The organism is Paenibacillus sp. RRE4 (assembly GCF_031844205.1).
GTDB classification, from domain to species: domain Bacteria; phylum Bacillota; class Bacilli; order Paenibacillales; family Paenibacillaceae; genus Paenibacillus; species Paenibacillus xylanexedens_B.
Genome location: NZ_JAUZUT010000001.1, coordinates 1,037,825 through 1,064,307, shown reverse-complemented (window position 1 = coordinate 1,064,307; position 26,483 = coordinate 1,037,825). Strand labels below are relative to the sequence as shown.

The following is a 26,483-nucleotide window of genomic DNA, read 5'->3' as shown; positions in this document are numbered from 1 at the left end:
ATACTCAACGTGTTTACATCAAATTCCATAAATTATAGATCATCACTGCTGCTTCGTCACGGTTAGCCGTCTTCTTCGGTGCAAACTCATCGTTACCTACACCGTTTATGATGCCTGCTCCTTGTATTGTCTCTACCGCCTGCTTCGCATAGTTTGAGATGTTTGCTTTATCCTTGAAAGCTCTAGCTTCACGAGCTGGTAATTTTAGTTGCTTCATTTGGATCGCTTTGTATACCATAACGGCCATATCTTCTCGCGTAATGTTCTCATGAACTCCGAAACTACCATCTGGTTTCCCGTTCACAATCCCCAGCTTCTGCGCGATTGCGATGTTTCCATGGTACCATTCTCCTTGTTTCACATCACTAAAGCTTGTCGTTACACTCTCATCCGATAACTCCAACACATTTATCAGCATGGTGATGAATGCTGCTCTTGTCACTTGGCCTTTCGGATTAAACTCCCCATAGCCTACACCCTTTACGACGCCTCTTGCTCCCAATGCCGAGATGGCATCTTTCGCCCAGCCTTGGGTCACATCCTGAAAGCTTGTTGCAACATACGCTAACGTATACTTACTTAAGTCCGTTGGTTTGAACTCTACTTGACCTGTCTCTTCATTGTATTTACCATTCATCACTACTCTTAACTCTCCGTTGTCCTTCACATCGTATACGATGATGTTGTTTGGATTCTCAGAAGCCTTCAGCGTATATGGCAATGCAATCACGAGATCATCTCTACCATCAAACGCCGTAAGCTTCGTACCATCTATCGTTAGCTTGATATCATATACGACCTCACCATTCATCCTAGCTTGTGTGCCAGCTGGCAGTTGATTAGCCGATATTTTCTTGATCGACAATCCTAACGTTTTCCCTGCGCTTGTTTCTGTTCCAAGCCGTTCGGTAGCCAACGTTACGACTGCTGAGCCTGTGTTAATCTCGATGTGACCCACCTTAGAAGTTGTGCTTGTTAAGCGGGGATCTACCGCTAGCTCAACGGTTAGCTCGTTCAAGCTTGGATCTCCTTCAAGTTGTACCTGTAGCTTACCATCGGTCGTTTGATCAAGTGCACGCTTAACGGTATCTGCACTTAACTTCACTAGAGAAGTACCGTTCTCATTAACAACTGGCTTAATGTTTATTTGACCGTTGTCCATCACCACTAGCTCACTTCCACCTGTAGAAGCTGGTGGTATTGTAGGTGCAGGGACATTACCGCCACTACCACTACCACTACCATTCCCATTACCACCGTCACCATCTCCATTACCACTACTTGGTGCTTGTGGTGTTCCCGACACCACAACGCCTGCGGATTCTTGCCCCGCTACGTTTACCGTAATAATACGGAATTCATAACGCGTACCATTCGCAAGTCCTGTGACTTCATAACTGCTAGCCGCATGATTCAGCGTTACCGTCTCAAACTCTGTATTTCCATGACCTGTAATCTTAATAGCGACCAGATCGCTTGCTGCAGGATTACTCCATTTCAAAGTCAGCTTCTGATTACCCGCTATTACGCTTGTTCCGGTCACTTCTCCTGGCGCAGTCGGTTCAACCAATGGTGTCACCGTTACTGTAGCGCTGGATGATATACCACCATCTACTGTAGTTACTGTAATGCTTGCTGTTCCTGGTGCCACCGCTGTTACTCGACCTGTCGCACTTACAGTCGCTACAGCTGGATTACTTGAGCTCCATTTTACTGCCTTTTTCGTTGCATTTGCCGGTGTGATCGTAGCTGTTAATTGCCCTGATTGACCTTCTACGATGGACAATGTCGTTTTGTCCAAGCTCACTCCGTTAACGGGTACCCTCTTCCCACTGAGTGCATCATACTCACTTTGTGTAATCGGAATGACCGTTCCGTGACGTGGACTAGCGGGTAAGTTGTAGTTCGAAGATAATGTCCACTCGCCTGATGCAAGATTGGTTGTCTCGAATGGAATATAACCTCTTCCACCAAACTCATCTACGAATAAATACCACTTTTCTTCTGTATTCGATTTGAAGATCGTTGGTCCCTCAACCCATTTCATGTTACCCACGCCTTGATTAATCATCTTGAAGGCCGGATCTAAGATTGAGTCACCCACCTCTTGGAAAATCATCTTGCCAAATGGAGCAGCAGCTCCGTTGTCCTGCTCATCCTTCGTAAAACGATACACTTTTCCGTCGTGCTCAATCATCGTTGTGTCAATGATGGAATATCCATAATCCAAATACACTTTCGGTTCAGTAAACGTATAGAAATCCCTTGTCTTGCTGTACATCATTTTTTGATATGCGTTACCTGTATGGGATGCATCACCAAACATTCTTGATGCCCAAAATACGATATATTCGCCTGTTGTCTTGTCGTACATGATTTCTGGTGCCCAGGTATTCCCCGCTTCTTCCGGTGCAACCTCTACCATGCGCTGATCTGTCCAGTTGACCAAATCATTCGATTCCCAGACCATAATGGAACGACTGCCCCATGTCTGTGCTCTGCCCCAGTTCCCATTGCCGTTAATTTTCAGATCGGTAGCGATCATGTAGAACTTGTCGCCTTCAGGCGAACGAATAATGAACGGATCACGTACTCCCTTTTCTCCTAAGGTCGAGGTCAATACAGGCTTACCCTCATTCAATTCTCGCCAGCTCAACGGATCATTACCTTTACTTAGTGCAAAATAAACCTGCTCACCGGTTGAAGTACCTTCCCCAGTGAAATAGGTGAAGAAGTATCCTGCATATTTTTCATCTGCAGGCAGCTCCTTGACCTTTGCAATAAACTCCTTTGTAGTGGATGCTGCGTTTAATGTAATCGCAGCTGTAAGCTTCACGTCTACATCTCCACGACCATGCGCCGGACGTTGCACTTCACCAGTCACTGAAACGACGTTTGGTTGAACGGAAGACCAAGTAATCGTTGTTCCATATAATCCAGATGTCGGTAAGGAGAGATGACCTCTTACATCCTGAATGTTATGAACAGCTAGTGCCGCTTTTGCCTTATCTACAGCATCGGCAGCGCTCGGCAATGCTTTAACCATCAACGTATAGGCTTTGCTTTTTGTCTCTGTACCATCTGTAAATACCGCAGTTAACGTTACAACTTGATCGCCAGTTGCGTTATCTGGTCTAGTTACGGCACCTGTAGTTGTGATTAGATTGCTCTTATCCGTTGTCCAGCTTATTGTTGTGCCATAAGCACCTGAAGTTGGCAAGGTTACATTGCTTATAATTGCATCTTTGGATGTATTCGAAGCAAGCAGATCATCGATCGTTAATTTCTCTGTCGCACCCGATACAAGCATGCCCTTCATTGAAGCAATCTTCTGATCCGCACGAGCCTTAAGGGTTGTAATATCTGCCGCAGTCATAGCACCATCATAGATTTGGAAGTCTGCAATCACCCCCCCGAAATATGGATCAGCCGGATAAAATGACTTCCCGATGTATCCGCTACTGCCTGTACTATTTTTTATTTGTTCCAGCGTCATTCCATTGGTTGAGCCTGTTGCAACAGCAACACCATCAATATAAATCGTTAGTGTACCGTCCGTTCCTGAAACAACCGTCGTAACTACTTTCCATTCATTATTTTTCAAGCCCAAGGTAGACGTGGAAGATTCATTATTCCAAGCATTCGTCGCGATACCTAAACGCGCTAGACCGTTAGCATTATATCGTGGTGTGAAATACGTATAGTGCGTATTATTATTTGGCCTTCCTAGTGCGTACAACCACTCCGCAGCGTTTTTACCGCTCCAGTTCACAATGGATGACACGGTGATATCCGTTAATCCATCGAGAACTCCTTGTGGCAACTCTACATAGGAGTCCGTTCTGCCCCCGTTAAAGCTCAGCACACCAGCATCTTCTGTACGAATCCATTCTGCTTTAGACGGATTCATCCATTTCCCGTTGAACTTTCCGGTTTGGTCCATAATCGTCGCAGTCGCACGATCGATATCATTCATATCGTAGTGCAGAATGAGCTCAGCCCCGGATGGCTGCTCTACTGGAGGAGTAACGTTTTCATCTGCTAATGTTGCAATCTCTGCACCGGATAATGCACGATTATAAATACGGAAGTCATCCAATTTACCATCAAACAGACGATCAGAACTATTTCTTGATTTACCAATATAATTCATCGTTGTTTCCAGTAACATTCTGGGCTCAACATTAAATGTCGAGCTACGTTTAACCTCATGCCCATTCACATACAGTACTGCCTCAAATTCATCCATAGTAATGGCAACATGTTGCCAAGTCTTCGTTGGTAATAATCCAGCATTTCGCAATGCATATTTATAATCTGCTCCGAGTCTCGTGCTGTCATTGCTAAATTTCTCTGTAAAAGGGGTTACGACAGCGAATTCCAGACTATCTGTATCGCCTTGTGTACTCAGGTACATGGTATTGCGGTTAACCTGTCTGCCTGTTTCGGAAGCAAAATCAAATATTCTCTGATTGGCTTGATTTTTGTCCATTTGAACCCATGTAGAGAACGTAGCCTTCTCCAGATTCAAAGATTGAATCAGGTTATCTGGCAGTTTCACATATCCTGTAGACCCATTAAGCTCTAGCGAAGCGCCCTTTTTACCGATGTGATCCTCTTCATTAATCGTTGCTCCACCTACCAGTGTTGCGTGATGGCCGTTCCCCGAAATGTCGTTCAACGTTGTACCATTCACTGTATTTGCATCAAATGAGTAATGTACAACCGGGTCTGTTGATGGCGCCGGGCCTTTTAATGCATACTCCTCTTGCAAAGCTTTATACTCCGCACGTGAGATTGGAATTACCGTTCCGTGCCTTGGCCCTGGCGGAAGTGCATATTGATCACTGCTTAATACATTGTTCATATATTGGGTGCTGCTATCCAGATCTGTTGTATATCGTACATGATAAGGCCATGAATCCAGGAACAGATACCACTTGTCCTGATGAATATCCTTAAATATGGTTTGTCCTTCGTTGTTTCCATTTTTTCCGATCAAGCCAAGTTTGTTATCACGTGTACCCGGAACAGCGTCGTATTGAAGGCCATTGGCAGCAATACCGTCCTTGTCATAGTAGAAATTTGGCGCTTTCTCCACATACACTTTGGTATTGACTTCTGATTTGGTAAATCGATACAACATATCATTATGCTCAATAAACGTCGTATCAATGGTTGGAAGTGACTCATCAATCATGACCTTTGGCTCTGAAAAGTTATAGAAATCTCGTGTTGTTGCATAATACATCACATTATACTGACCTGCCGGTCTGCCGTTATATTCACCGTATGTCTCTGTATTTTTCATCGATGATGCCCAAAATACGATATACTCACCAGTTACCGGATCATAGATTGCTTCTGGTGCCCACGTATTTCCTGCTGTCTTGGGAGCAACCTTGACCATTCGTTGCTCGCTCCAGTTGACGAGATCCTCCGACTCCCAAATCATCATATAATGACTACCGGTAATTTGAGCCTGGTCGAAATTCGTACTTTCGCCCATTTTCAAATCGGTTGCCAGCATATAAAATTTATCACCTTCTGCTGAACGAATAACGAATGGATCACGTAGTCCCTTTTCACCCATATTCGATTGAAGGATCGACTTCCCATTTTTCAACGATTTCCAGTACAATGGATCTTCAGCCGTAGCGAAGGAAATCTCTTCACCACCCTCATATTCACCTGTAAAGTACGCAAAGAAGTACGCATCAAGCTCTACTGGCGCAACTGCTTTTTTAATGGTAAGGTCGAACGTACGCTCTTTAGAAGCTGTACCATTTGTAATTGTAGCTGTTAACTTAACGGGTACCTCCGTAGCTTGACGGCTTACCCAGCCTAGCTGTGTAGCATTACCAGCCGCTTCAGTTGTTCCTTTAACAACAGTAGGTTTACTAGACGTCCATGTAATGGTGGAGCCTTGTTCACCCGCAGTCACAAGACGTAAGTTGCCTTTAACGTTGTCCGCATTGTAAATCTCTAATCGTTCAGCATCCAGATCAACCTTCTGTTGATCATCGAATTGCTTCAAGATCGTAATAGGGAATACAGCCGACGTAGATACGCCTTGATACGTTAATGTAGCCGTTAGCTCTGCTTGGACATCACTTGCTTGAGCATTTGGACGTTGTACAGTGCCACTGTTAGAAATAACTGTAGGCTGACTGGAACTCCAAGTGATACTCACGCCGTTTTTACCGCTTGTCGGTAAGGTAACATTTTTCGTTATTTTATCCGCACTGTGATCTGCCTCGTCCAAGTAACGATCGATGCTAAGTTGATTCGCCGCATCATCAACCGTAAGCTGACGTATTTGAGAGATATGGGTTACTGCTTCTTGTTGATATAAGTCCCCCACTTCCTGCTCCGTCAAAGCGCGCTTATATACTCGGAAATCAGCTACGCTTCCTTGAAGATACGGATCGCTCGCGAAGATGGACTTTCCGATAAAACCAGAGAACGTAGAATCCGGATTAATGATGTCTGACAGCTTTAGTCCCTTCGCGTTACCTGAAGCAACCCTAACCCCATCCACGAATAACGTGATCGTGTTGCTGGCTTCAGAAAAGGACACCGTTACATGCTTCCACTGTCCGGCGATCAGGTTTGAGTTTGCGCTACCTGTGACTAACGCTTCGTTCGGCCAGCCATTTTTGGATAAACCTGTAGCAATCATATGGCCTGATCCGCTACCGTGACGTGGGGTTACGAAAAAATATTTGTTCGTTTCCGGTGTCAACACCGTACCCAAACCGAAGATCCAGCGATTCGTACCATCATTCGTCCAGTTCACGATGGAAGATACGGTAATCTCATTCAGACCTTGTAATAGATCTCGTCCATTGGAGCCCTTAGGAATCTCAACATATCCACTGTTCGATGTAGAACTCCCTCCATTGAAGGATATAAATCCAACCTCACTGTTAGAAATGAATTGTCCGTTGTTTGCATTTTTAAATATCCCATCAAATGTAACTTGCTTGTTGGCGACATCCTTCAGTACGAGTTGACCATCTACTTCTGCAGTCGTTTTCATGTTGTAATGAAGAATCAGATCATCATTTCGCGATTTGGCTTGAACGTTAATAGCGGATACAGCTATATAATCTCCATCCTTCGTTTGTACCGTAATGGTGGCTGTACCTTCACTAACCGCTGTAACAATACCCGCCGAATCAACATTCGCTACACTGGAATCACTCGATGTCCAGGTCACTCTTTTATTCGTTGCATTAGCAGGTGAAATTGTCGCCGCGAGTGTCTCGCTGTCCCCCACTGATAAACGAAGTGTAGAATTATTAAGCGAAACACCTTTAACGGCAATCTGCTCAACAGAGTCGTCCTTAGGGAGCAAGGTAACAATAAAATCCTTCGTGACTTGGTTCCCACCTAAAGAGATGGTTGCCGTTAAGGTCACTTGTTGCTCTATTTCTCGTAAAAACACTTCCCCCGTTGCACTAATCGCACTCTCATCACTGGAAGTCCACGATATCGATGCGCCATACGTATTGGCAGAAGGAAGTTCAAGTGATTCGGTAACGGCAGATACATCACCTAACGTTAGCTCTTTTTTGCTTTGTTGTACTTGCTTTTCATCGAACGATTGTTGGTATACTTCAGCGATATCATCACTACTTAGTGCCTCTCCATAAATTCTTAAATCTTGAAAGCTACCGGCAAAAGTAGCATCTGCTAAATAATTGGAGCGACCGATGTAAGCTTGCAAATCTGTACCAAAGCTTGCGGTTGTTTTCTCTTTGGCGACAGTGCCTATACTTACTCCATTAATGTAACCTGTTATAGAGCCTTCTGTGATGACCGTTGTATAGTGAACCCACTGACCTTCGTACTGTGACGTAGAAGGGCCTGATACGCCTAACTCCGTCGTCCAAGGCTGGTCAACATTGTTGCGATCTGTAAATATGGACTTAAAATCACCACTTGGATTGGATGGATTAAACAGCCAGTAATTCGTTGGCAACTTATTTTCAGCTGCTGGCGTACCGTAGAATAAGGCTGCGTAGTTCCCGCGTCCTGTGTTACTCTTGATCCATACAGAGATCGTTGTGTTTTCTTGATGATCAAACAAGCCCGTAGGAAGTTGCACGTAGTTCGTAGTACTATCCGTCCCTCCCGGTAGAGTAAGGCCATCGTCATACGTAATGTTGCCTACAGCCGTCCCATGCTTGCCATTGCCTGATGAATCCAATACATCCTCAAGCAATGGATAATGCGCCAACATCCTTGGTGTAATCGGGTCAGCTGAAGCATGATTGTTAAACGGCATACCCCAACTAAAACAGCTGCTGAAGGTCAACAGTAAAACCAAAGTGATGTTTGTCATTCGCTTTCGCATAGCATTCTTCCCCTCATTGAATATTCAAAAAGCACACAAAACCATAGCTCGCTTTCAAACCAAGACCCCTTCACTCATGAAACTAGAGAACCACTTCAAAATGAATACGCTTACATTTTTTCATATTACGTGTTCCGATATTTCAATTCAATGTACTATCATGTTAATAACGTGAACTTTTTTATTTCAATTTGAAAATTTGATGTGGACTGAAACGTTGTCCCTATACCTAGAAGTAATCGTTATTATTCCAAAATATACTCTACATTCAAATTAAAGGGTTTAACCTCGGATAAACATAATATATATAGTTGGGCGCATGTCAACTTGATAACGCTTCCAAATACGGATGCGAGTAAACCATGAGCGCACCGGATTAAAAAATAAGGAGGACTGCATCTATGCCAAAACGATTTAGAAAAATGCTCGCATTCCTTTGTTGCTTGGTAATGGTGGCTTCGCTAATGCCTACGAGCTACGCTGCCGACAGTGACAACATTGAGAGCTCAACAGAAGCGAGTGAAACAAAGGCCGCCATTTTTGGTACTCCCGAACTTGGTTCAAACGACCCCCTCTGGAGCCAAACCATGGAGCATCACATCAACAAAAGCACTGTTCCCACCGACCCAAGACCCCATGCCACGGGCACAGCCAGAATCCTTTGGGATCACGAGTTCCTGTATACCCGCGTAGTTGTGAATGACAGTAATCTATATCAGGGAGCAGGTGGAGACCACCGGTACGACAGTCTGGAGTTTTATGTTGGTAATGGAAGCAGTGGCTCGAACCAATGGCGTGTCAGCGCGACGGGTGTGTTTTCAGGGCAGGCCGCTCCAGGCAGAGCTGCATGGACCCAGATTACGGAAACCGGATACATCGTGGAGATGAGAATACCCAAAAGAAACTTGACCTTACAGGAGGGAAAGCTTACCTTTGAGGTCTACATCAATAACTCAACGGAAAACGGCGGTGACCGCTATGAAGTCGTTTCCTCTTTTGGAGTTCCAGACGCAGCTTATACCAGCTCTGACTCGTTTACTGACAGCCTGCAGCTCATCTCAGCCAATGAATTAGACACCAGATTATCAATTACCGCCACTGCCGGACCGGGCGGCTCAATCATATCGAACCCACCCGGCGATGTGCTTAGAGTAGATCGGGGCTCTAACAAAGAAATAACGTTCGCCCCGGATTCCGGTAAAGTTGTGGATACCGTAACGGTAGACGGCGAGATCGTGACTATATCTGCTGGCACTTATACCTTTACGAATATTGAAACTAGCCATACCATTCATGTGACATTTAAAAATGATCCGGACGCGAGGATACTCCCCTTTATCGTATGGAATGACAACTTCGCCAGTGGCGAGTACACAACGGCTGTTATCATCGACTTAGGTGAGGGGAATACGGCGTTAGGCTCCGCGCTTAATCCGGACTTGTTCGCCTTATCGGCTAGGAACACTACCCTGAATGGTGAAGCGGTTACCTTAGAAGGACCACGCAAGATCACAAGGGTATATGCTAATGATGAACCGAAGGTACGCGGCTATGTGGGACCGGTTAGCAATTCACCAGATTATCAGGCAGGACTGGAGAGCGGGCGTTACATCGTCGTTGAGTCTGAGTTTTATTCACAAAGCGGCGGCAATACAACGCTGGATGGCAGCAGTAACTCAACAAAGCAGGTTTACACCCTCATCCCAAAGGGCGAGATCGTACTGACAGAGGGAAATGCACTTCACAATGTGGTTTTTGAGCAAGAAAAAGTTGTGAATACCATCCTTGATAAGTTCGCAACATTCACGGATAATTCGGTCAATCGCTCGCTCTACCTCCACAAGGATGAGGATGGTAACGTGATGAAAGGATTGCCGCTGTATGTGTATACCCACGGCATGTCGCGCGGCGGAACAAACGCTGCGGCAGACCAAAAAGCGGCCATGAAATCCGCCAATGGATCGGTCGCCCTAATGAAAAAAATGGCACAGAATCCCGAAAAGTATGCCAGCCACATCCTGAATATTTCCTATAATGGCGTTTCTGTTCCCTCCACACAGAATGTTAAGAAGGTGATTGACGCCCTAATCGCCAGTGGCGAAGTAGATCCTAACCGTGTTTACGCAGCAGGCTTCTCCTGGGGCGGCCAATATACGAACAACTTAGTTAACAGCTATCCCGGCTTCTTCGCTGCCGCCGCACCTATGGCTCCGGTAAGCGGTTCACCGAATGCTAACGCCAATGATGCTCACAACACCCTGGCCTATTGGATGTTTTTAAATGCTCATAATGTTGGAAGCTACCAGTCTAATCTCAATAACTACATCAATACTAATATGCCAAAAATGATTAACGCGAGAGCTTCCCGCTTTGAGAGTAATGAGGTACTTACGTGGCCGTACAATCAATTTGATCAGCCGAATCTAAGACCGAATCCTGCCAACACACCCGTTCTGGCTGATTATATAGCGCATGAAGTGGAAGCGACGGTTCTTTACAACCAGATAACGATGGGAACTTGGACAATAGCTCCTACAGCGCAGTCCTCTAATTTACCGGCTTGGAACAATGACTACACGGATGTCTTTGATTGGATGTTCGCGCAGCGAAAACCGGTCGTGCCCGGTGCGCCCAGCGGTTTCAAGGCAACAGCGGGTGACGGACGGGTCACCTTGAGCTGGTCTGCTCCTGCTGACAACGGTGGTAGCGCGATATTAGGCTACAAGGTATGGTATGGCAACGTACCGCCAGTCACATTGGATGCGAGCGAAACTAAGTATACCTTCAACAACCTGATTAACGGCCAAAACTACAGCTTCAAGATCATTGCTTTGAACGCGAAGGGTGACGGAGCTGAGATCAGTGTAACGTCCATACCGACGGCAACGACAACTCCTACCGTGCCTAATTCCGGTGGCACGACGGGGAGCACCGGTAATACAAGCAACACAGGTAACACAAGTAACTCCGACAGTACGGGCATCGGGACAGATAACGGAATATCAAATTCGAACTACACCCTGACTACACCGAAGGATAAACCCGCTGTCACGGACAAAAATGGAATTACCACCCTGCCCGGAGGCGGCAAGATTTCAACCAAAGGCGAGATCGAGATCACGGTACCAGAGAGTACAACGATAGACTCTAACGGTAAGGTGACTATTCCGGCGGACAAGATCGCCCAAGTGACGCTACCTAGCAGCAAAGGCACAGTGACCATTTCTGGTGGGTCGACAATCGAGAACGACGGTACGGTCACTGTGGGTGGCAAAGTAGCCAACTTGAACCTGCCAAATGACAATCAATTGCATATCCCTGAAGGATCAAAGATACGGGGCGACGGTACGATATTGATTGGATCGGACGGAGCAAAAGTCGACTTAAACAACGGCTTGTCACTAAACATTCGTGAGGCTACGGTGCTTGCATTCGATGATGCCACCTCATTGGGCTTCCTCGTGCGATCGGGCAATCCTTTTAGGGATACCACCATGGATGACTGGTTCTATAGTAACGTAAATTCCGCTTACACATACAACCTTTTCAACGGCACGACTTCTACATCATTCTCACCTAGCACCGGAATGACACGTGCAATGTTCGTGCAGGTACTAGCCAATCTGGAGAACGTTAAACACACCGACTCTGCGAGTTCCCGCTATAGCGACGTGACGGACGGACAATGGTACACGGCGGCAGTCGAATGGGCGGCAGAAAAAGGCATAGTCAACGGTTTAAGCGAAGATCTGTTTGACCCTAATTCACCACTGACACGCGAACAGATGTTAGTGATCCTTTATAACTACATGAAGTACAAGGGCTATGAGATACCTGAAAGCCAATCTAAGTCCTTCACGGACGAGAGTGAGATCAGCTCATGGGCATTGGAGGCCGTTAAGCTGATGCGAAGCAACGGTATTGTATTAGGCAATGCGGACAATCTCTTTGCTCCTAATACCACTGCTACCCGCGCCGAAGTAGCTACTCTCTTTATAAGATTCATCGAACACTCGCATAATTGAAAGCGCGTACAGGATGATACGATCCTTCTGGCTAAAAAACATACTTAAAGTCCTCCATTGTAGAGGAGCATTTTAGAAAACGTCTTGTCTTTCACTTCCGATAAGAAGACAGACTTTACGGAGCAATCCATCAAAAAACGCCATCACATTGAAGTGATGGCGTTTCTCTTGAATGAAGCGGTCATTGGATTGAATTCATTAACGCGTAGAAATATTGAGGTTCATGCGTTTTATTAAGACGATACCATGCGTCTAATGTTTCTGGAGAAAATACATCTAGCGCTCCTAAAACATGAACGGAAAATTCAAGTGGAGCTACTCCGGAAGCGGTGATCAGTTTTCCATCGGTAACAGCAGATTCCAATTTGTAATATTCTTCACCCGTGTAAGACGGACAAATCATTTTAAGATACGCCAGGTCATTGCTTGTATGCGAACGGGAATCTAACATGCCTGCTTGAGCAAGTCCTATGGAAGCTCCGCAAATCGCTCCAACTACGATCCCTTCCTGTAAACACATCTCGGCACATTTTAGTATGGGCCTGTGAATATCCTCTGTCCATGTGTTTCCCCCAGGTAAAATCAACGCATCTACGCTTGTAATGTTGCACTCATCCACTGTAATATCAGGTATTATTTTCAACCCACCCATTGTAATTACCGGAGTCTTTTCGAGCCCAACAGTAACGATTTGTACTGGAGCCAGTCCCTTTCTAAAGTATCTTCCTGAGTTCAGCTCAGCAGTTAAATAACCTATTTCCCAATCGGACATACTGTCAAAAACATAAAGATATACTGTATTTTTCATGTTGAATTTCTCCCTTTTCTTATCTATCACGGACTACAATCCATCGGTAGTCACTGACTAACTCATTATAAAATAGCTTCACTGACATCCACTGTCAGTGAAGCTATTATTGTTGATAATATTCCATTAAATCTGATGCAATAGCAACGAGTCTGTCTTTCACACTCTGGGGTTCGATGATTCGAATGGATTTACCATAGGACAGAAGAAAATAAGGGACAGAATTATGGATGGATTTTTCCTCAAATAAAAAGAAGGCTTGAGTGGGTGTTCGCTCTTGCAGATGATGGCCGAAAAACCAATGCATGCACAGTTCGTCTAACGCCTCTTGTCTGCCTTCAATCCTTAGTACAATTAACCCTTCCTTCCCCAGAAGATCAGGCAACAGGTTCTTCATAAAAAATTCACGGCTAGAAAAAGCTTCAGGGCACTTGAAGATTAGTTCAGTTCGCTTGATTCGTAAAATTCGATCTACCCGGAAACTTCGTATTTCATTCCTTCGGTGGCAAAATGCAACAGTGTACCATTTATTGTTCCAGTAAACGATTTCATATGGATCTATCATCCTGCTCTTTGGCTTCTCTTCCCGGCTTGTACGATAATCTATCTCTACACATAATTCTTTTTCTACAGCATGTTCCAATTCCGCTAATACGAGCTGACTCGAAGGGCTGACTATGCGGTTTATCACTTCAAATCCAGTTAATTGTTGGTTTAGTTTGCTCTCCTGTTCCTTATTCGAATACATTTTCAACTTGGATGTCGCATTCTCTAATGTCTCAGTTAATGGGTATCCGGCTTCTTTTGCAAAAACAGCAGCATGAAGAAGCGTCTTCTTTTCTTCCATATCAAATAGTAGAGGCGCTCTGATAAAATGATTCAACAGGCTATATCCACCATGATGACCTGTGTCGGATATGATAGGCACTCCACTTGAACATAATGCATCAATGTACCGATAGACAGTTCTTATATTTACTTCTAACTTTTCGGATATTTGCTTTGCAGTCCACTTCTCTCCCGAGTTCAACATCCATAGAATGGCTAACATATTATCTTTTTTCGGCATAAAACAACCCTCCCCCATTTCATCATATTAGGAATTCCACGTACGTCAATTGCCTAAATTCGTTATTAGCTACTGAGAAACAAATTTACCTGCTGTGACAGAAACAATTGATCCCAACTAAAAAAACGGCATCTCTGCCGTTTTTTAGTTGGAAATTAAAGGATCAAGCCCCTGACCTCATCGCCGCCAGTGATAGTCTTTACACTCTACTTTTGCAACAATGATTTCTTTGGTGCAAAAATTATAAAACTGATTGCGGCCAACACCCACACGCCTATACCCCCATAGAGCATCACCCAACCAAATCCGTTCACAAGAGCCGTGTGAACCACAGTTCCAGATGCATCAAGTGAGGTCAGCTCTGGAAAATTTTGATGGAGAGATGTATTTCCAGCGGCTATTTTCTCGGCCAAAGCGCGCAATTGCGTTACATCGTCTGTCCCAGGAAGAACCCGCTTCAAATAGGAAAGGATACTTTCCTGCAGAATGAATCCCATCACGGCAATATTGATGGCTAGACTGATCAATCTGGCACTCGTGTCTATGCCGGAAGCCATACCTGCACGAGTACTTGGAACCGAGCCGGTCGTCGTGTTGGTTACAGGAGTGTTTGTTAAGCCAAGCCCAATGCCAGCGAGTAGAGAACCGGGGAGCATGGTCAACCAGCTAGCGTGATCCATGCCACTGCCAAATTTCATCAAAATGAAGCCTGTACCAATCATGAATAGACCCGATGGAATGACTATGCCTGGCTGGTAACGGAGCGAAAGGCGCTCTGCCAGAGGTGGAAACACCAAAGTGGGCAGCGTATAAGCCAAGAGCGACAGTCCAGCTGCCACCGTGCTGTAACCCAGGCCGCTCTGGAAATAGATTGGCAAATAAATCATGAACGGCCAGAAACTGAAATTCATGCCGACGGAGCCAAAAAGAGCACCAGAAAAATTACGTATCCTGAATACGGAAAAGTGGAACATCGGATGGGGACTGAGCTTCTCTGCAAACAAAAATATAATGAAACATGATACCGTTGCAATAAGTATGCTAATCGCAGCTATGCTGGTAAAGCCAAGTTCAGGCCCTTGTGTGATAAAGTATGCCAGCCCAAAAACTGTACATGAAAGCGTGACGATACCGATAATGTCCAGCTTTTTGGCCTGTGGATCGCTAGACTCCTGTATGCTGCCTAAAACAAAGAGCAAAGTAAGAATGGTCAGTGGGACGTGGACTAGGAAAACCCAATGCCAATTGGAAACGGCCATAATCATGCCGCCGATAATGGGTCCAAAACCGAGGCCAATACCAAATACGATTCCCCATGCGCCAAAGGCTTTACTTCGTTCTTTTCCTTCCTTAAACTGATACGAAAGAATGGCTATCTGGCAAATTAGCATCGCTCCTGCGCCTACGCCCTGAAGAAATCGGCTAATAATGAGTATCGTCGAACTTTGTGCCAAGCCACAAATCAAGGATGTAATGCCGAACAGGGCGAGGCTGATAATAAAAATACGCCTTCTCCCAAACCGGTCAGCCAGCGTTCCAACAGCCATCAGAACCGTTGTACTAGCAATAGTGTAAGCATTCATAATCCATTGCATATCCTTGAGATTACCATGCAGTATCTTCTCCAGTGTTGGCAGTATCACTGGCACGCTGGAAATTTCGAGACCAAACATTAGGGCTGACAAACATATAGCTGCCAATGCAATTATATTTTTGTTGGAGGGATAGAGAAGCATTACTGGTTCCCTCCAGACTTAGAATTGCAAATTGAAGCATACCTCATACAAACATTGACCTTCTCAATTTGTGCCCAGAAATCATCCTTTTCTACCTCGCCTAAATCAGATTTGCTCAATGGTAAACATCCTCTCTAACTTTTTCTCAATTAATCACTATATTGGGGTGAGGTAATTATATAATTTAAATCATCCATTTTACATGACATAATAAATGCATTATGATTACTACACTTAATAATTTAACGTCTTTTTAGATTACACCTTAAAATTAAAGGAGGACATTTGAAGTGGATCAAATAGATAAGCAAATTCTCTTTTTTCTTCAAAATCAGGCAAGGATATCAATGACGGAGCTGGGTAAATGTGTGGGTTTGTCCCAACCAGCTGTAACGGAGCGAGTCAGAAGAATGGAGGAAAGTGGAGTTATTAAGGAATATCGCACCGTCATATCCCCTGAAAAAATCGGGAAGGATTCGGCCGCTTACATGCTGTTCCGGACTAGAGACTGCCTAGCATTTCTTGATTTTGTCCATGCATCTCCTCATGTTGCCGAGTGCCACCGCATAAGCGGGGAACACAGTTACTTATTAAAAGTAGTGACCGAATCCACGCGTGCTCTTGAAGAGTTTGGAAACCAGTGCGATAAATATGGAACATATACGATCCTGATTGTTATGTCTTCACCAATCGATCATAGAAATCTTATTCCTTCTCTTGAAGATGCGCGGATGGTTGACTAAGAAATGTCCAAGGACGGGATCAGTCGCTATGCTCCTTTGCCTTTACTCCGTCTATAATACTGAACCTCGGAGCTGTCTCAACGAAATCTATAGAAAAATTTTCATTTGAATGGAGCTGTTGTCATTGAATTGAATTCATCAACGCGTAGAAATATTGAGGTTCATGCGTTTTATTAAGATGATACCTTGCGTCTAATATTTCTGGAAAAACGGCCACAGCGAAAAGAAATAAACTGACACCGGTGAATACCGACGCCAGTTTGTAGTCTAGGGCCTTTTTATAATACCAAGTACCAAGTGGGGTCTTGATAAAAGTGAGTGGGTTATATTTACAAGCATACAGATATACGAACTATGAATATATTTCCGAGTGGGTTTCACTCTATGCTGTACACGTAATCCTCTTCATAATTTGTCATAATATTCTTTGCACAGACACCACATTCTTTCCATTGTTCTTCTTTCTAAATCTATAATTTCATTTAAGTTCAAATTCAACCATGCAAGATCGTCCTTACTTATATGAGTTTCACTAGACATCCGCTTTTCCAATATATAATTACTTTTATTTTTAAAAACAAACCATTTTTTGTAAATTTTCTCATAATACAGCTTCATATCTCCCATATTAATATCATAATATTTCGAAATAAGAGTAACTACGTCTTGATTTCGCTTATGATATTGACAGAAAGACAATACCCTTGTTCTGAATGTATTTTTATCTGTCAATTTATAAAAGAAAGTATTAATTTCATTGGAAAAAGTAGATAATGAATCTAGTCCACAATGATAGTACAAATCATATTCTTTATTATATATTTGTCCTCCTTGTAGCATTTTCTCCAGCGAGTTAATAACCTGTAATATCGAAATTTCACCATTGAATTCAGTTGAAGACTCATTCGTTTTGCAAAAATTTAAACTTATTGATTTACCTAAACTTGTAAGGTATTTACTCGATTTCTCAATAGAACTATAAGGAATGCTGTAATAATCCATCTTCCCCATCATGACGCAATCCTCTAACGCCATATAACTTTGATTTTCATTATCATAGCCATAAATAAACGTTGGATGTATCATGTGAGAAGTATTGGCATCCAGACCTGAAGGATAGAAAAAACGATCCACAACAATAAAAAGACAATAACCATCATCGATTTTACTTTTGATCATATCATGAATGCTTTGGTAATCCTGATTCATCTCTTCGATTTCATAATCAATATAATTATTAAGCAACTCTAGAGAATACTGTATTTTAGGGAAGTATGCACCATTCGACATCAATTCCTCTTGAATTCCCTCTGAACTATATGATTGATTAAAAACTTTTCTTAAATAAATCGTGTCCATATAGCAAGGAGATTTAAGGAATGCTTCATTTTGGCTAGCTAGCATAGCTATAAGATTATTCGTTACACAATCCATCCATAGCTCGTTATAAGGACTAATCAAAATAACATCAACCTTTCAGAAGGAGATTCTCATTAGCTTATTCAAATTCTATTATATTAGTTGTTGCTATACATCTATGTAGATAAAAAGATAGCTTTTAAGAATTTTATGTGAATGAGAGATTGTCATTTATGAAGATCCCTACACCACATTGACACGAGGAAAACCTACCATGAACTACACATATCTTAGCATAATTGAACACAGCAAGATAGAGATCCTCTTTCGGTAGGAAAAAGCTCACGAGCAATTGCAAAGGAAATCAGTAGACACCTTTCAGCTATTTACTTTAAATTAGAGCACATAGCTTCATCCGGAGCCTACCAAAACAGAACAAATCTTTGGGACTGGTGAGGTAGCTAAAACGGACATCGCCAGAGGCAAAGACGCGTTACGCTATTGTTGTTAGTCTGACATCTAAATTTGTACAACTTCATTCGCAAATATAACAGTGCTACGAAAGATAAAACAACCATTGACTGCTTAATATTTAAGTGATATATTATTTTTTGTATTCTTCTTGGGGCGTTAGTTCAGTGGGAGAACGCTTCGCTGGCAGCGAAGAGGTCAGGGGTTCGACCCCCCTACGCTCCATAGTTTTAAGACCCTATTTTATGTAGGGTCTTTTGTTTATTTAAATATGTACTGTTTTTTTATTCCCCAATATTGAGACCGTTTTTTCAGATACTTAGATTTGGTTGCTCGTTAAGCGGTTTTCATGCATCGAAATCTATGGAGAAGAACATTCATGTTACGGGCATATACCGCACATACCAGATGCATCCCCGGATTGCTCTTCTCCTTTTTCCCCACTACATTAGTCCTCCAGATCTTCTTTGGACAGCAGTGATTTCAGTTCTTTCATGAACATGTTAATGTCTTTGAACTGGCGGTACACAGAAGCAAATCGCACATACGCCACCTCATCCACCGGAAACAGCTGTTCCATTAAAAGCTCACCGATCTGGCGGCTTTCCACTTCAGCCTCGGCTGTGTTACGCAGTGACTTCTCCACTTCAGATACCATCATCTCCAGCGTTTCTACAGAGACAGGACGCTTCTCACACGCACGGATCAATCCACGAAGAATTTTGTCACGGCTGAATTCTTCTCGACTCCCATCCTTCTTGATGACAATCAAAGGGGTTTCTTCAATCATTTCAAAAGTTGTGAATCTTCTCGCGCACTGCTCGCATTCGCGGCGGCGGCGAATGGATTTCGATTCATTGGCTGGTCTGGAATCCAGCACTTTGGTACCTAGATAACCACAATAAGGACATTTCAACTTAGATCACTTCCCATTTTTACTTTTTACCACATATTCCCTGAGCATATTTTGTTATGAAAATCGCATTCACGACACATAATACTTTTACCAACCCGCGAGGAGGTGAACAGCAATGGCACAAAGCAACGGTAACTCCAACAACTTGGTTGTAACTAAAGCTTCCGCAGCCCTGGAGCAAATGAAATATGAAGTCGCTCAAGAACTCGGAATCAGCATCCCACAAGATGGGTACCAAGGTAACATGACTTCTTACGAGAACGGTTCGATCGGTGGATACATCACGAAGCGTCTGGTAACAATTGCAGAACAGCAATTGGCAGGTCAATACCAATAATTATCTGCATCGTAATACGTTACACAGAGGAGCATGGTGCGGCCGGTACACTACCGGTCTGCTCCGTGCTTCTCCTTATCTTTTTCCCAGCAATCACTCTAAAACGTATCGTAGATCTTCACATACTGATTATAATAGTAAATAACCCGTTGTACATAGTGGCGTGTCTCACCAAAAGGAATATCTTTTACCGTTTCAAGTGTGCCATCCCATACACCATTTTTCAACCAGCTACTGACCTTCCCCGGTCCAGCATTATAAGCGGCAATCATCACGATTTCGTTGCCACCGAACTGGTCTGACAGATTACGCAGATACCATGTCCCCAGTTGAATATTTCGCCCGGGTTCATGTTTCAATTCCTCCAGCGAAGTATCCGGAATTTTGGCTTGTTCCAATATCCAGTTCGCCGTATCCGGCATGAGCTGCATCAGTCCGATTGCACCACGTTTGGATTCTTTGCTCGTTTTGAAATTGGTCTCCACCCTGATAATGGAGGCGATCAGAAACGGATCAACCTCATAACTCTGGGATTGTGCCCGAATCTCTTCCTTGTATTCAATCGGATAAAACCAGGCCATCCAGTTCGTATTTAGAAATAACACAAGTACAAAGGAAACAAACATGATCAGCAGTACACGTTTTTTACGCAATATTTTCATAACAAACCCTTATGCGTTAAAAATAATTCAAGCTGCTTCTCCGTCTGAGCCCATGATCCGCTGTTATCAATCACGATATCTGCCCGCTCTTTTTTGCGTTCAATATCCATCTGTGCCGCTATGCGTGCTTCGGCGTCAGCCTGGGTCATCTGATCGCGGTTCATCAGTCGTTCCAGTTGTACTGCTCTAGGTACATATACGACCATAACTTCCGTAAAACCATCTTCCAGACCCGACTCGTACAACAAAGGAATATCCGATACTACCAGCTTGTCCGGATGGTTCAACTCATATGCAGCCGCTCTCTCACGCATCTCCTTCCGTATGGCGGGATGAGTGATGGCCTCAAGCGCTTTACGTTCCTCAGGGTGCTGAAAAACAATACTCCCTAACTTTTTCCGATCCAACGTTCCATCCTCATTCAGTATGGCTTGTCCAAACCGCTGAACAGCGGCAGACAAAACGGGATGCCCAGGCAACATGACTTCCCGGGCAATAACATCTGCATCGATGAGCAGCGCTCCCTTACTGGCCAGATAGGCGGAAACACTGCTTTTGCCTGTTGCGATTCCGCCTGTTAAGCCTATATTCATCGTCTCACCTCATAACACTTAATTACTCCTCAAAACAACTTGAATATTCCCATAATCATTAACAGCAGGGCTGGTAGAATGGAAAGCTTCTGCATCCAGCGCTGTGCTGCAAACCGTAATCCTACCTTCATGCCAAGTGACAGAAACGCCCCGCTAAACAACGCAATCACCAGTGCTGTCCACAGCGTAGGGAATCCAAGTAATGCTGCACCCAGACCTGCTCCAAAGGCGTCTAATGACAGCGCGATTCCGAGCCACATTGCTTCCTGTGCGGAGATACTGCCTGAGTTATCCATGTCCGCCTTGGAGGGGCTACGCAAAATTTGAATGACCACACCAAGCTTTCGTAGCTCCAGTGTAAATACCATGCGCTCCACCGAACCATCCGTTGGTGAAGGTTGCACTTCCAGAACCATTAATTGATTCTTGCCTCTGGATGAAAGACCCGAATCCGTTGCTCCATTTTCCAGAAGTAATCTCTCTTGCACCAATCCACTCTCTTCTTCCTCACGTTCTTTTCCCCTCCGCCTGATCAGTTGCAAGAGCGACCACGCACCGATCACAATCAGAATGACAGCACCCACAATCGAAGCTACACCTGGCGACACGACATGAGATAATAACACCCCAACCTGCATAGACACTGCAATAACCAATCCCGAACAAAGTGAAATAATAGCAATGGATAAGAGCGGAATCTTGGTCCTCCGAAGTCCGTATGTAATCCCAACTCCAAAACCATCTAAACTCACTGCAAAAGCAAGCGCCAGTAATGAAATAAAATGATGCAGCACCCCGGATTCCTCCCCTGTGCGGTACGTGTGCCAACTGATGATGTCAGTATGGGTATATGCCCGCTTATTTCTGCCATATCAGTATATGGAGGGAGGAATCCAAGGGTGCTATGATTTCATCATTTCATTGATTCGGTTCTGGTTCGGGAGATCAAAGTCGCTGACAATTCGGGCAAAAATGCGTGCCACGTCCGCCAACGACGCTTTTTTCAATCAACGTACCGCACGTAACACAAGGTTCAGCTTTGCGACCATAAATTTTCAGTTGATGCTGGAACATGCCCATCTCGCCTTGCCCATTAACATATGACTTGATCGAGGAGCCTCCTGCATTCACCGCATCCTGCAACGTAGCCACAATGGCTTCATGCAAAACCTTCAGCTGTGCTTCGGTCAGCGTCTTGGCAATCGTCTCGGGATGTATACCTGCACGGAAGAGAGCCTCGTCCACATAAATATTCCCGATGCCAACCACATATGCCTGATTCAGCAAAACAGCTTTGATTTTGGTGGTTCGTTTCCCCACTGCATCGCGGAATGCATTCACCGTAAAAGCCTCATCTAGCGGCTCCAGTCCAAGCTTCATAAGCGGTTTCGAAACCAGTTCTTCGCCTGCGCTGAACAGATGCATCGTTCCAAACTGACGAACATCCTTGTATCGCAATTCCGTGCCATCATTGAAATGGAAGATGACATGAGTATGCTTCTCTACCTCTTCGTGCTGATGATAAACACCGTAACGTCCCTCCATCCGCAGATGGGAGACCAGCACAAGCCCGTCCAACAAAATACGTAAAAACTTGCCCCGGCGCTCTACACCAATCACAGTATGTCCTGCCAGTTCCAATGCAAATGCTTCTATATCGTCAGGCCGCTGAATAATTCGCGGCAAATTAACGGTAACTTGTTCAATCGTTTTACCTACAATAAGTTGATTCAACGTTCTTCTGACTGTTTCGACTTCCGGTAGTTCCGGCATGATGTTCTCACCTCCCTTATATTATAACGGAAGATGGCGCTCAGCGTTACCCCTTCTTATCTATTTTGCTTCATACCAGTTCTCACCAAAGCTAACCTCTGCTTTCAGCGGCACCGACAGCGGAAGCGCCTTTTCCATCACCGAAGGCACAAGCTCCTTCATTAGCTCCAGTTCATCCGCCGGCACTTCAAACACGAGCTCATCGTGTACCTGAAGTAACATACGACTCTGCAGCTTACGTTCGCGCAGCGCCTCGTCCATCTGTACCATAGCCAGCTTAATGATATCAGCCGCAGTACCTTGAATCGGTGTGTTCATCGCGGTACGTTCCGCGAAGGAACGCAGATTGAAATTACTTGCGTTGATTTCGGGCAGATAACGGCGGCGTTCCAGCATCGTTTTCACAAAACCGTCCCGGCGTGCATCCTTCACAATATCATCCATATAACGGCGCACACCTTGGAATATTTCAAAATACTGATCGATAAACTGTGCCGCTTCTTTGCGCGTAATGTTCAAGTTTTGCGATAGACCATAATCACTGATGCCGTATACGATCCCGAAGTTAACCGCCTTCGCAGAACGACGCATATCGCTGTCCACATCCTCCGGCTTCACGCCAAATACATCGGAGGCAGTCTTCGTATGGATATCCATATCATGTACAAAAGCTTCCTTCAGACGCTCATCATCTGAAATATGTGCCAGTACGCGCAGCTCAATCTGGGAGTAGTCGGCTGCCAGAATAGACCAGCCCGGCTCAGACGGTACAAAAACTTTCCGAATTTTGCGTCCTTCTTCCATACGAATCGGAATGTTCTGCAAGTTCGGAAACTGGCTACTCAGTCGTCCTGTTGCTGCAATGGTTTGACGATAGAACGTATGCACCTTGCCGTCCCGTTCAGATATCTCTTTCAGCAAACCTTCCACATAAGTGGATTGCAGCTTGGCAAGCTGGCGATATTGCAAAATGTGCTGCACCACGTCGTTATACGGAGCCAGCTTTTCGAGCACTTCAGCGTCTGTGGAGTAGCCTGTTTTTGTTTTCTTCACGACAGGCAGGCCCAGCTTGTCAAACAAAATCTCACCGAGTTGTCTTGGTGAGTTCAGATTAAACTCCGTACCGGACAACTTGTAGATTTCCGCCATCAGTTTGCCGATCTGTCCTTCAAATTCACGACCAAGGGCTTGTAAGTCTTCAGTATTCGCCTTGATTCCCTGCTTCTCCATGTCGGCAAGAATACGGGATAACGGCATCTCTAACGCATGGAACAGTGAGTTCATCTCATCGCTCTCCAGCGCTTGTTCCTGAAGGGGGATAATCGCGGCCAGTGCAGCGGCTTTCCGGCACAGGAAATCGCCCAGAACTTCCGCCTCTGGTACTCTGTATTTAGCCCCTTTCCCCAGAACACTATCGTCTTCAACCAATGAAGGCAGCCCATACTTGGACGTCAACCCGCTGATTGTCTGATTCGACTCGGTCGGGTCAAGCAAATAAGCAGCAAGCTGCACATCAAAGGATGCACCTGCGAATTCAATGCCATGTGCATGCAAAGCCAAATCCACACGATGCAGATCATATCCGCGCTTCGGCTGGTCGGCACTTGCAAGCCATTCCCGTACAGGAGTTGCCGGGTCAGACTTTAGCAATTCCGGAGATATGAACGTATATTTTTCCCCGACACCTACAGCAAGACCAACAAGCTTCGCCTGATGTGGATTGTCCCCATGGGTTTCAACATGCAGCACATCGATCGAACCCAACATATTAATCAGTTCAGCTATGTTATCTTCTGTAGCAATCGTTGATTCAACCTCAGCCGCCGGAACAGCCTCTTGCTCGGAAGCCACGCTGCCGCTAAAGGACAATCGCTCCAGCAATGACTTAAACTCCAGCTTAGCGAGCGCCGGTCCCGCACTTGCTTCCTTCAATCCGTCGAACTGCATATCGTCCCACGTCTGCTCGAGCGGAACCTCGCGGTGAATAGTCGCCAGTTGTTTGCTCATACGTGCATCCTCGGCATGGGCTTCAATCTTTTCCTTCATCTTACCTTTCAATTCACCCGTACCGTTCAGCACCTCTTCCACCGATCCAAACTGGTGCAGCAGCTTCAGCGCCGTTTTCTCCCCGACACCCGGAATACCCGGAATATTATCCGAAGCATCGCCCATCAGACCTTTCAGATCAATAATCTGCAAGGGTGTCAGACCGTAACGTTCCTTAATCTGAGCCGGGTCATACAACTCAATCTCCGTAACCCCTTTACGCGTCAGACCGATATGTACATGCTCGGAAGCAAGCTGCAGCATATCCTTGTCACCCGATACCACGAGAACCTGTCTGCCTGCCTCATCCGCGCGTTTGGTCAGCGTTCCGATAATATCATCCGCCTCGTAACCTGCCAGTTCAAACTGGGCAATCCCGAGTCCTTGCAAGAGTTCTTTGAGCAAAGGGAACTGCTCGGACAACTCCGGCGGTGTCTTTTCCCGTCCACCCTTGTATTCCTGATATCCCTCATGACGGAACGTCACTTTACCCGCATCAAACGCCACCATCACATGTGTAGGCTTGTGTTCTTCCAGCAAGCGCAGCAGCATCGTCGTAAAGCCGTACACCGCATTGGTGTGCAGCCCTTTCGAATTCGTCAGGGGAGGCATTGCAAAAAATGCCCGATAAATAATGCTATTTCCATCTATAAGAATAAACTTGTCCATTCCAGCACCTCGCGTATCATATGGTCAGACTGTACTTACATACCTAATCTCATGATACCATACCTGCCACCTACATCAAAAAAACTTCATACCCCTTTTTACCACATTTCTTCCGCAAAAAAAGAACCTCCTTCCCAGTCAGCCTGTGCACAGGCCAGCCGGAAGAAAGTTCCCCCATTTCGATCATCAACTCTTATCTTTATGTGCATGTTTCATTGCTTGTGCAGCAGAGCTTGCCCGGAACAACTTACTGGTTCAGGTCCGGACGCTGACCTGTCACCAGATACACGGTGCTCTCACCAATGTTGGTCGCGTGATCACCAATACGTTCAATGTAACGTCCAACCATCAAGAGCAACATCGCCTGAGATGCATTCGTTGGATGATCCGTCATCAACGTATAGAGATCACGAATCATGTTGCTGTACAACTGATCGACCTGATCATCCGTTTGTGCCATTTTATAGGCCAGATCCGTGTTTTCTTTCAGATAGGACTCAATGGACTCATCAATCATGGATTTCACCACTTCCGCCATACGCGGAATATCCACCAGCGGCTTGATCAGCTCTTGACCTTCCATGCGGATCGTTACCTTTGCCACGTCGAGGGCCAGATCTCCCATACGCTCCAAGTCACTGGAGATTTTGAAGGCCACGATAATGCGTCTTAAATCCTTCGCAACGGGCTGCTGTGTAATAATCAGCTTGGAGCCCAGCTCCATGATTTTGTCCTCAAGGGCATTGAGATTCGCATCATTCTTAATGATGATCTGAGCTTTCTCCACATTCAATGTCTGCAAACTCTCAATAGCACCGTCCAAGGCATTTCCTACATGTTCCCCCATTTGTTTAAGCAGGGTGCGCAGTTCTTCCAGCTCTTGATCAAATTCTTTTCTGCGAATCATAGATTTC

Annotated in this window: 15 protein-coding genes and 1 tRNA gene; 4 read left to right on the top strand and 12 right to left on the bottom strand. The window is 44.9% G+C overall.

Annotation, left to right across the window (positions count from 1 at the left end; genetic code table 11):
• Positions 1-13 precede the first annotated feature (13 nt).
• Positions 14-8,362 carry an immunoglobulin-like domain-containing protein gene (locus tag Q9R46_RS04990; protein WP_311279166.1) on the bottom strand — a complete coding sequence of 2,783 codons (8,349 nt, stop codon included), beginning with the start codon at positions 8,360-8,362 and terminating at the stop codon, positions 14-16.
• Between the two features lie 401 nt (positions 8,363-8,763).
• On the opposite strand from Q9R46_RS04990, the gene Q9R46_RS04985 reads away from it, so the two are divergent.
• The gene (locus tag Q9R46_RS04985) at positions 8,764-12,387 is read left to right on the top strand and encodes an S-layer homology domain-containing protein (protein WP_311279165.1); all 3,624 of its coding nucleotides are present in this window, start codon (positions 8,764-8,766) and stop codon (positions 12,385-12,387) included.
• A 181-nt stretch (positions 12,388-12,568) separates the two neighbouring features.
• Here Q9R46_RS04985 and Q9R46_RS04980 read toward each other — a convergent pair whose 3' ends face one another.
• From Q9R46_RS04980 to Q9R46_RS04970, 3 genes are all read right to left on the bottom strand, one after another.
• A complete protein-coding gene (locus tag Q9R46_RS04980; protein WP_145329209.1) occupies positions 12,569-13,195 on the bottom strand; it encodes a type 1 glutamine amidotransferase family protein in 627 nt (208 codons plus the stop codon).
• Between the two features lie 106 nt (positions 13,196-13,301).
• Positions 13,302-14,264 carry a helix-turn-helix transcriptional regulator gene (locus Q9R46_RS04975; protein ID WP_311279164.1) on the bottom strand — a complete coding sequence of 321 codons (963 nt, stop codon included), beginning with the start codon at positions 14,262-14,264 and terminating at the stop codon, positions 13,302-13,304.
• Positions 14,265-14,470: 206 nt separating this feature from the next.
• Complete coding sequence (locus Q9R46_RS04970; protein ID WP_311279163.1) at positions 14,471-16,000, bottom strand: MFS transporter; 1,530 nt, start codon at positions 15,998-16,000, stop codon at positions 14,471-14,473.
• A gap of 290 nt (positions 16,001-16,290) precedes the next feature.
• On the opposite strand from Q9R46_RS04970, the gene Q9R46_RS04965 reads away from it, so the two are divergent.
• Positions 16,291-16,743 carry an Lrp/AsnC family transcriptional regulator gene (locus Q9R46_RS04965; protein WP_145412555.1) on the top strand — a complete coding sequence of 151 codons (453 nt, stop codon included), beginning with the start codon at positions 16,291-16,293 and terminating at the stop codon, positions 16,741-16,743.
• Between the two features lie 405 nt (positions 16,744-17,148).
• Here Q9R46_RS04965 and Q9R46_RS04960 read toward each other — a convergent pair whose 3' ends face one another.
• Positions 17,149-18,204 carry a hypothetical protein gene (locus Q9R46_RS04960; protein WP_311279162.1) on the bottom strand — a complete coding sequence of 352 codons (1,056 nt, stop codon included), beginning with the start codon at positions 18,202-18,204 and terminating at the stop codon, positions 17,149-17,151.
• 522 nt (positions 18,205-18,726) lie between these two features.
• Here Q9R46_RS04960 and Q9R46_RS04955 point away from each other — a divergent pair.
• Positions 18,727-18,798, top strand: a tRNA-Ala gene (locus tag Q9R46_RS04955).
• A 223-nt stretch (positions 18,799-19,021) separates the two neighbouring features.
• On the opposite strand, the gene nrdR is transcribed toward Q9R46_RS04955, so the two are convergent.
• On the bottom strand, positions 19,022-19,489 hold the full coding sequence (nrdR, locus tag Q9R46_RS04950; RefSeq protein WP_090920285.1) for a transcriptional regulator NrdR: 468 nt from the start codon (positions 19,487-19,489) through the stop codon (positions 19,022-19,024).
• 115 nt (positions 19,490-19,604) lie between these two features.
• Between nrdR and Q9R46_RS04945 the strand changes: the two genes are divergently transcribed.
• Positions 19,605-19,826, top strand: coding sequence for an alpha/beta-type small acid-soluble spore protein (locus tag Q9R46_RS04945; RefSeq protein WP_017689472.1), 222 nt, complete (start codon positions 19,605-19,607; stop codon positions 19,824-19,826).
• Between the two features lie 98 nt (positions 19,827-19,924).
• On the opposite strand, the gene Q9R46_RS04940 is transcribed toward Q9R46_RS04945, so the two are convergent.
• The 6 genes from Q9R46_RS04940 to phoU form a co-directional block, all read right to left on the bottom strand.
• A complete protein-coding gene (locus Q9R46_RS04940) occupies positions 19,925-20,488 on the bottom strand; it encodes a lytic transglycosylase domain-containing protein (RefSeq protein WP_090920282.1) in 564 nt (187 codons plus the stop codon).
• A complete protein-coding gene (gene coaE / locus Q9R46_RS04935) occupies positions 20,485-21,081 on the bottom strand; it encodes a dephospho-CoA kinase (protein WP_311279161.1) in 597 nt (198 codons plus the stop codon). Before coaE ends, Q9R46_RS04940 begins: the two co-directional genes overlap by 4 nt.
• A gap of 29 nt (positions 21,082-21,110) precedes the next feature.
• Positions 21,111-21,875: a manganese efflux pump gene (locus Q9R46_RS04930; RefSeq protein WP_311279160.1), complete on the bottom strand. Its 765-nt coding sequence runs from the start codon at positions 21,873-21,875 to the stop codon at positions 21,111-21,113.
• Positions 21,876-22,026: 151 nt separating this feature from the next.
• The gene (mutM, locus tag Q9R46_RS04925; protein ID WP_145329200.1) at positions 22,027-22,854 is read right to left on the bottom strand and encodes a DNA-formamidopyrimidine glycosylase; all 828 of its coding nucleotides are present in this window, start codon (positions 22,852-22,854) and stop codon (positions 22,027-22,029) included.
• A 60-nt stretch (positions 22,855-22,914) separates the two neighbouring features.
• On the bottom strand, positions 22,915-25,569 hold the full coding sequence (gene polA, locus Q9R46_RS04920) for a DNA polymerase I (protein ID WP_311279159.1): 2,655 nt from the start codon (positions 25,567-25,569) through the stop codon (positions 22,915-22,917).
• A 247-nt stretch (positions 25,570-25,816) separates the two neighbouring features.
• Positions 25,817-26,476 carry a phosphate signaling complex protein PhoU gene (phoU, locus tag Q9R46_RS04915; protein ID WP_145329195.1) on the bottom strand — a complete coding sequence of 220 codons (660 nt, stop codon included), beginning with the start codon at positions 26,474-26,476 and terminating at the stop codon, positions 25,817-25,819.
• Positions 26,477-26,483 lie beyond the last annotated feature (7 nt).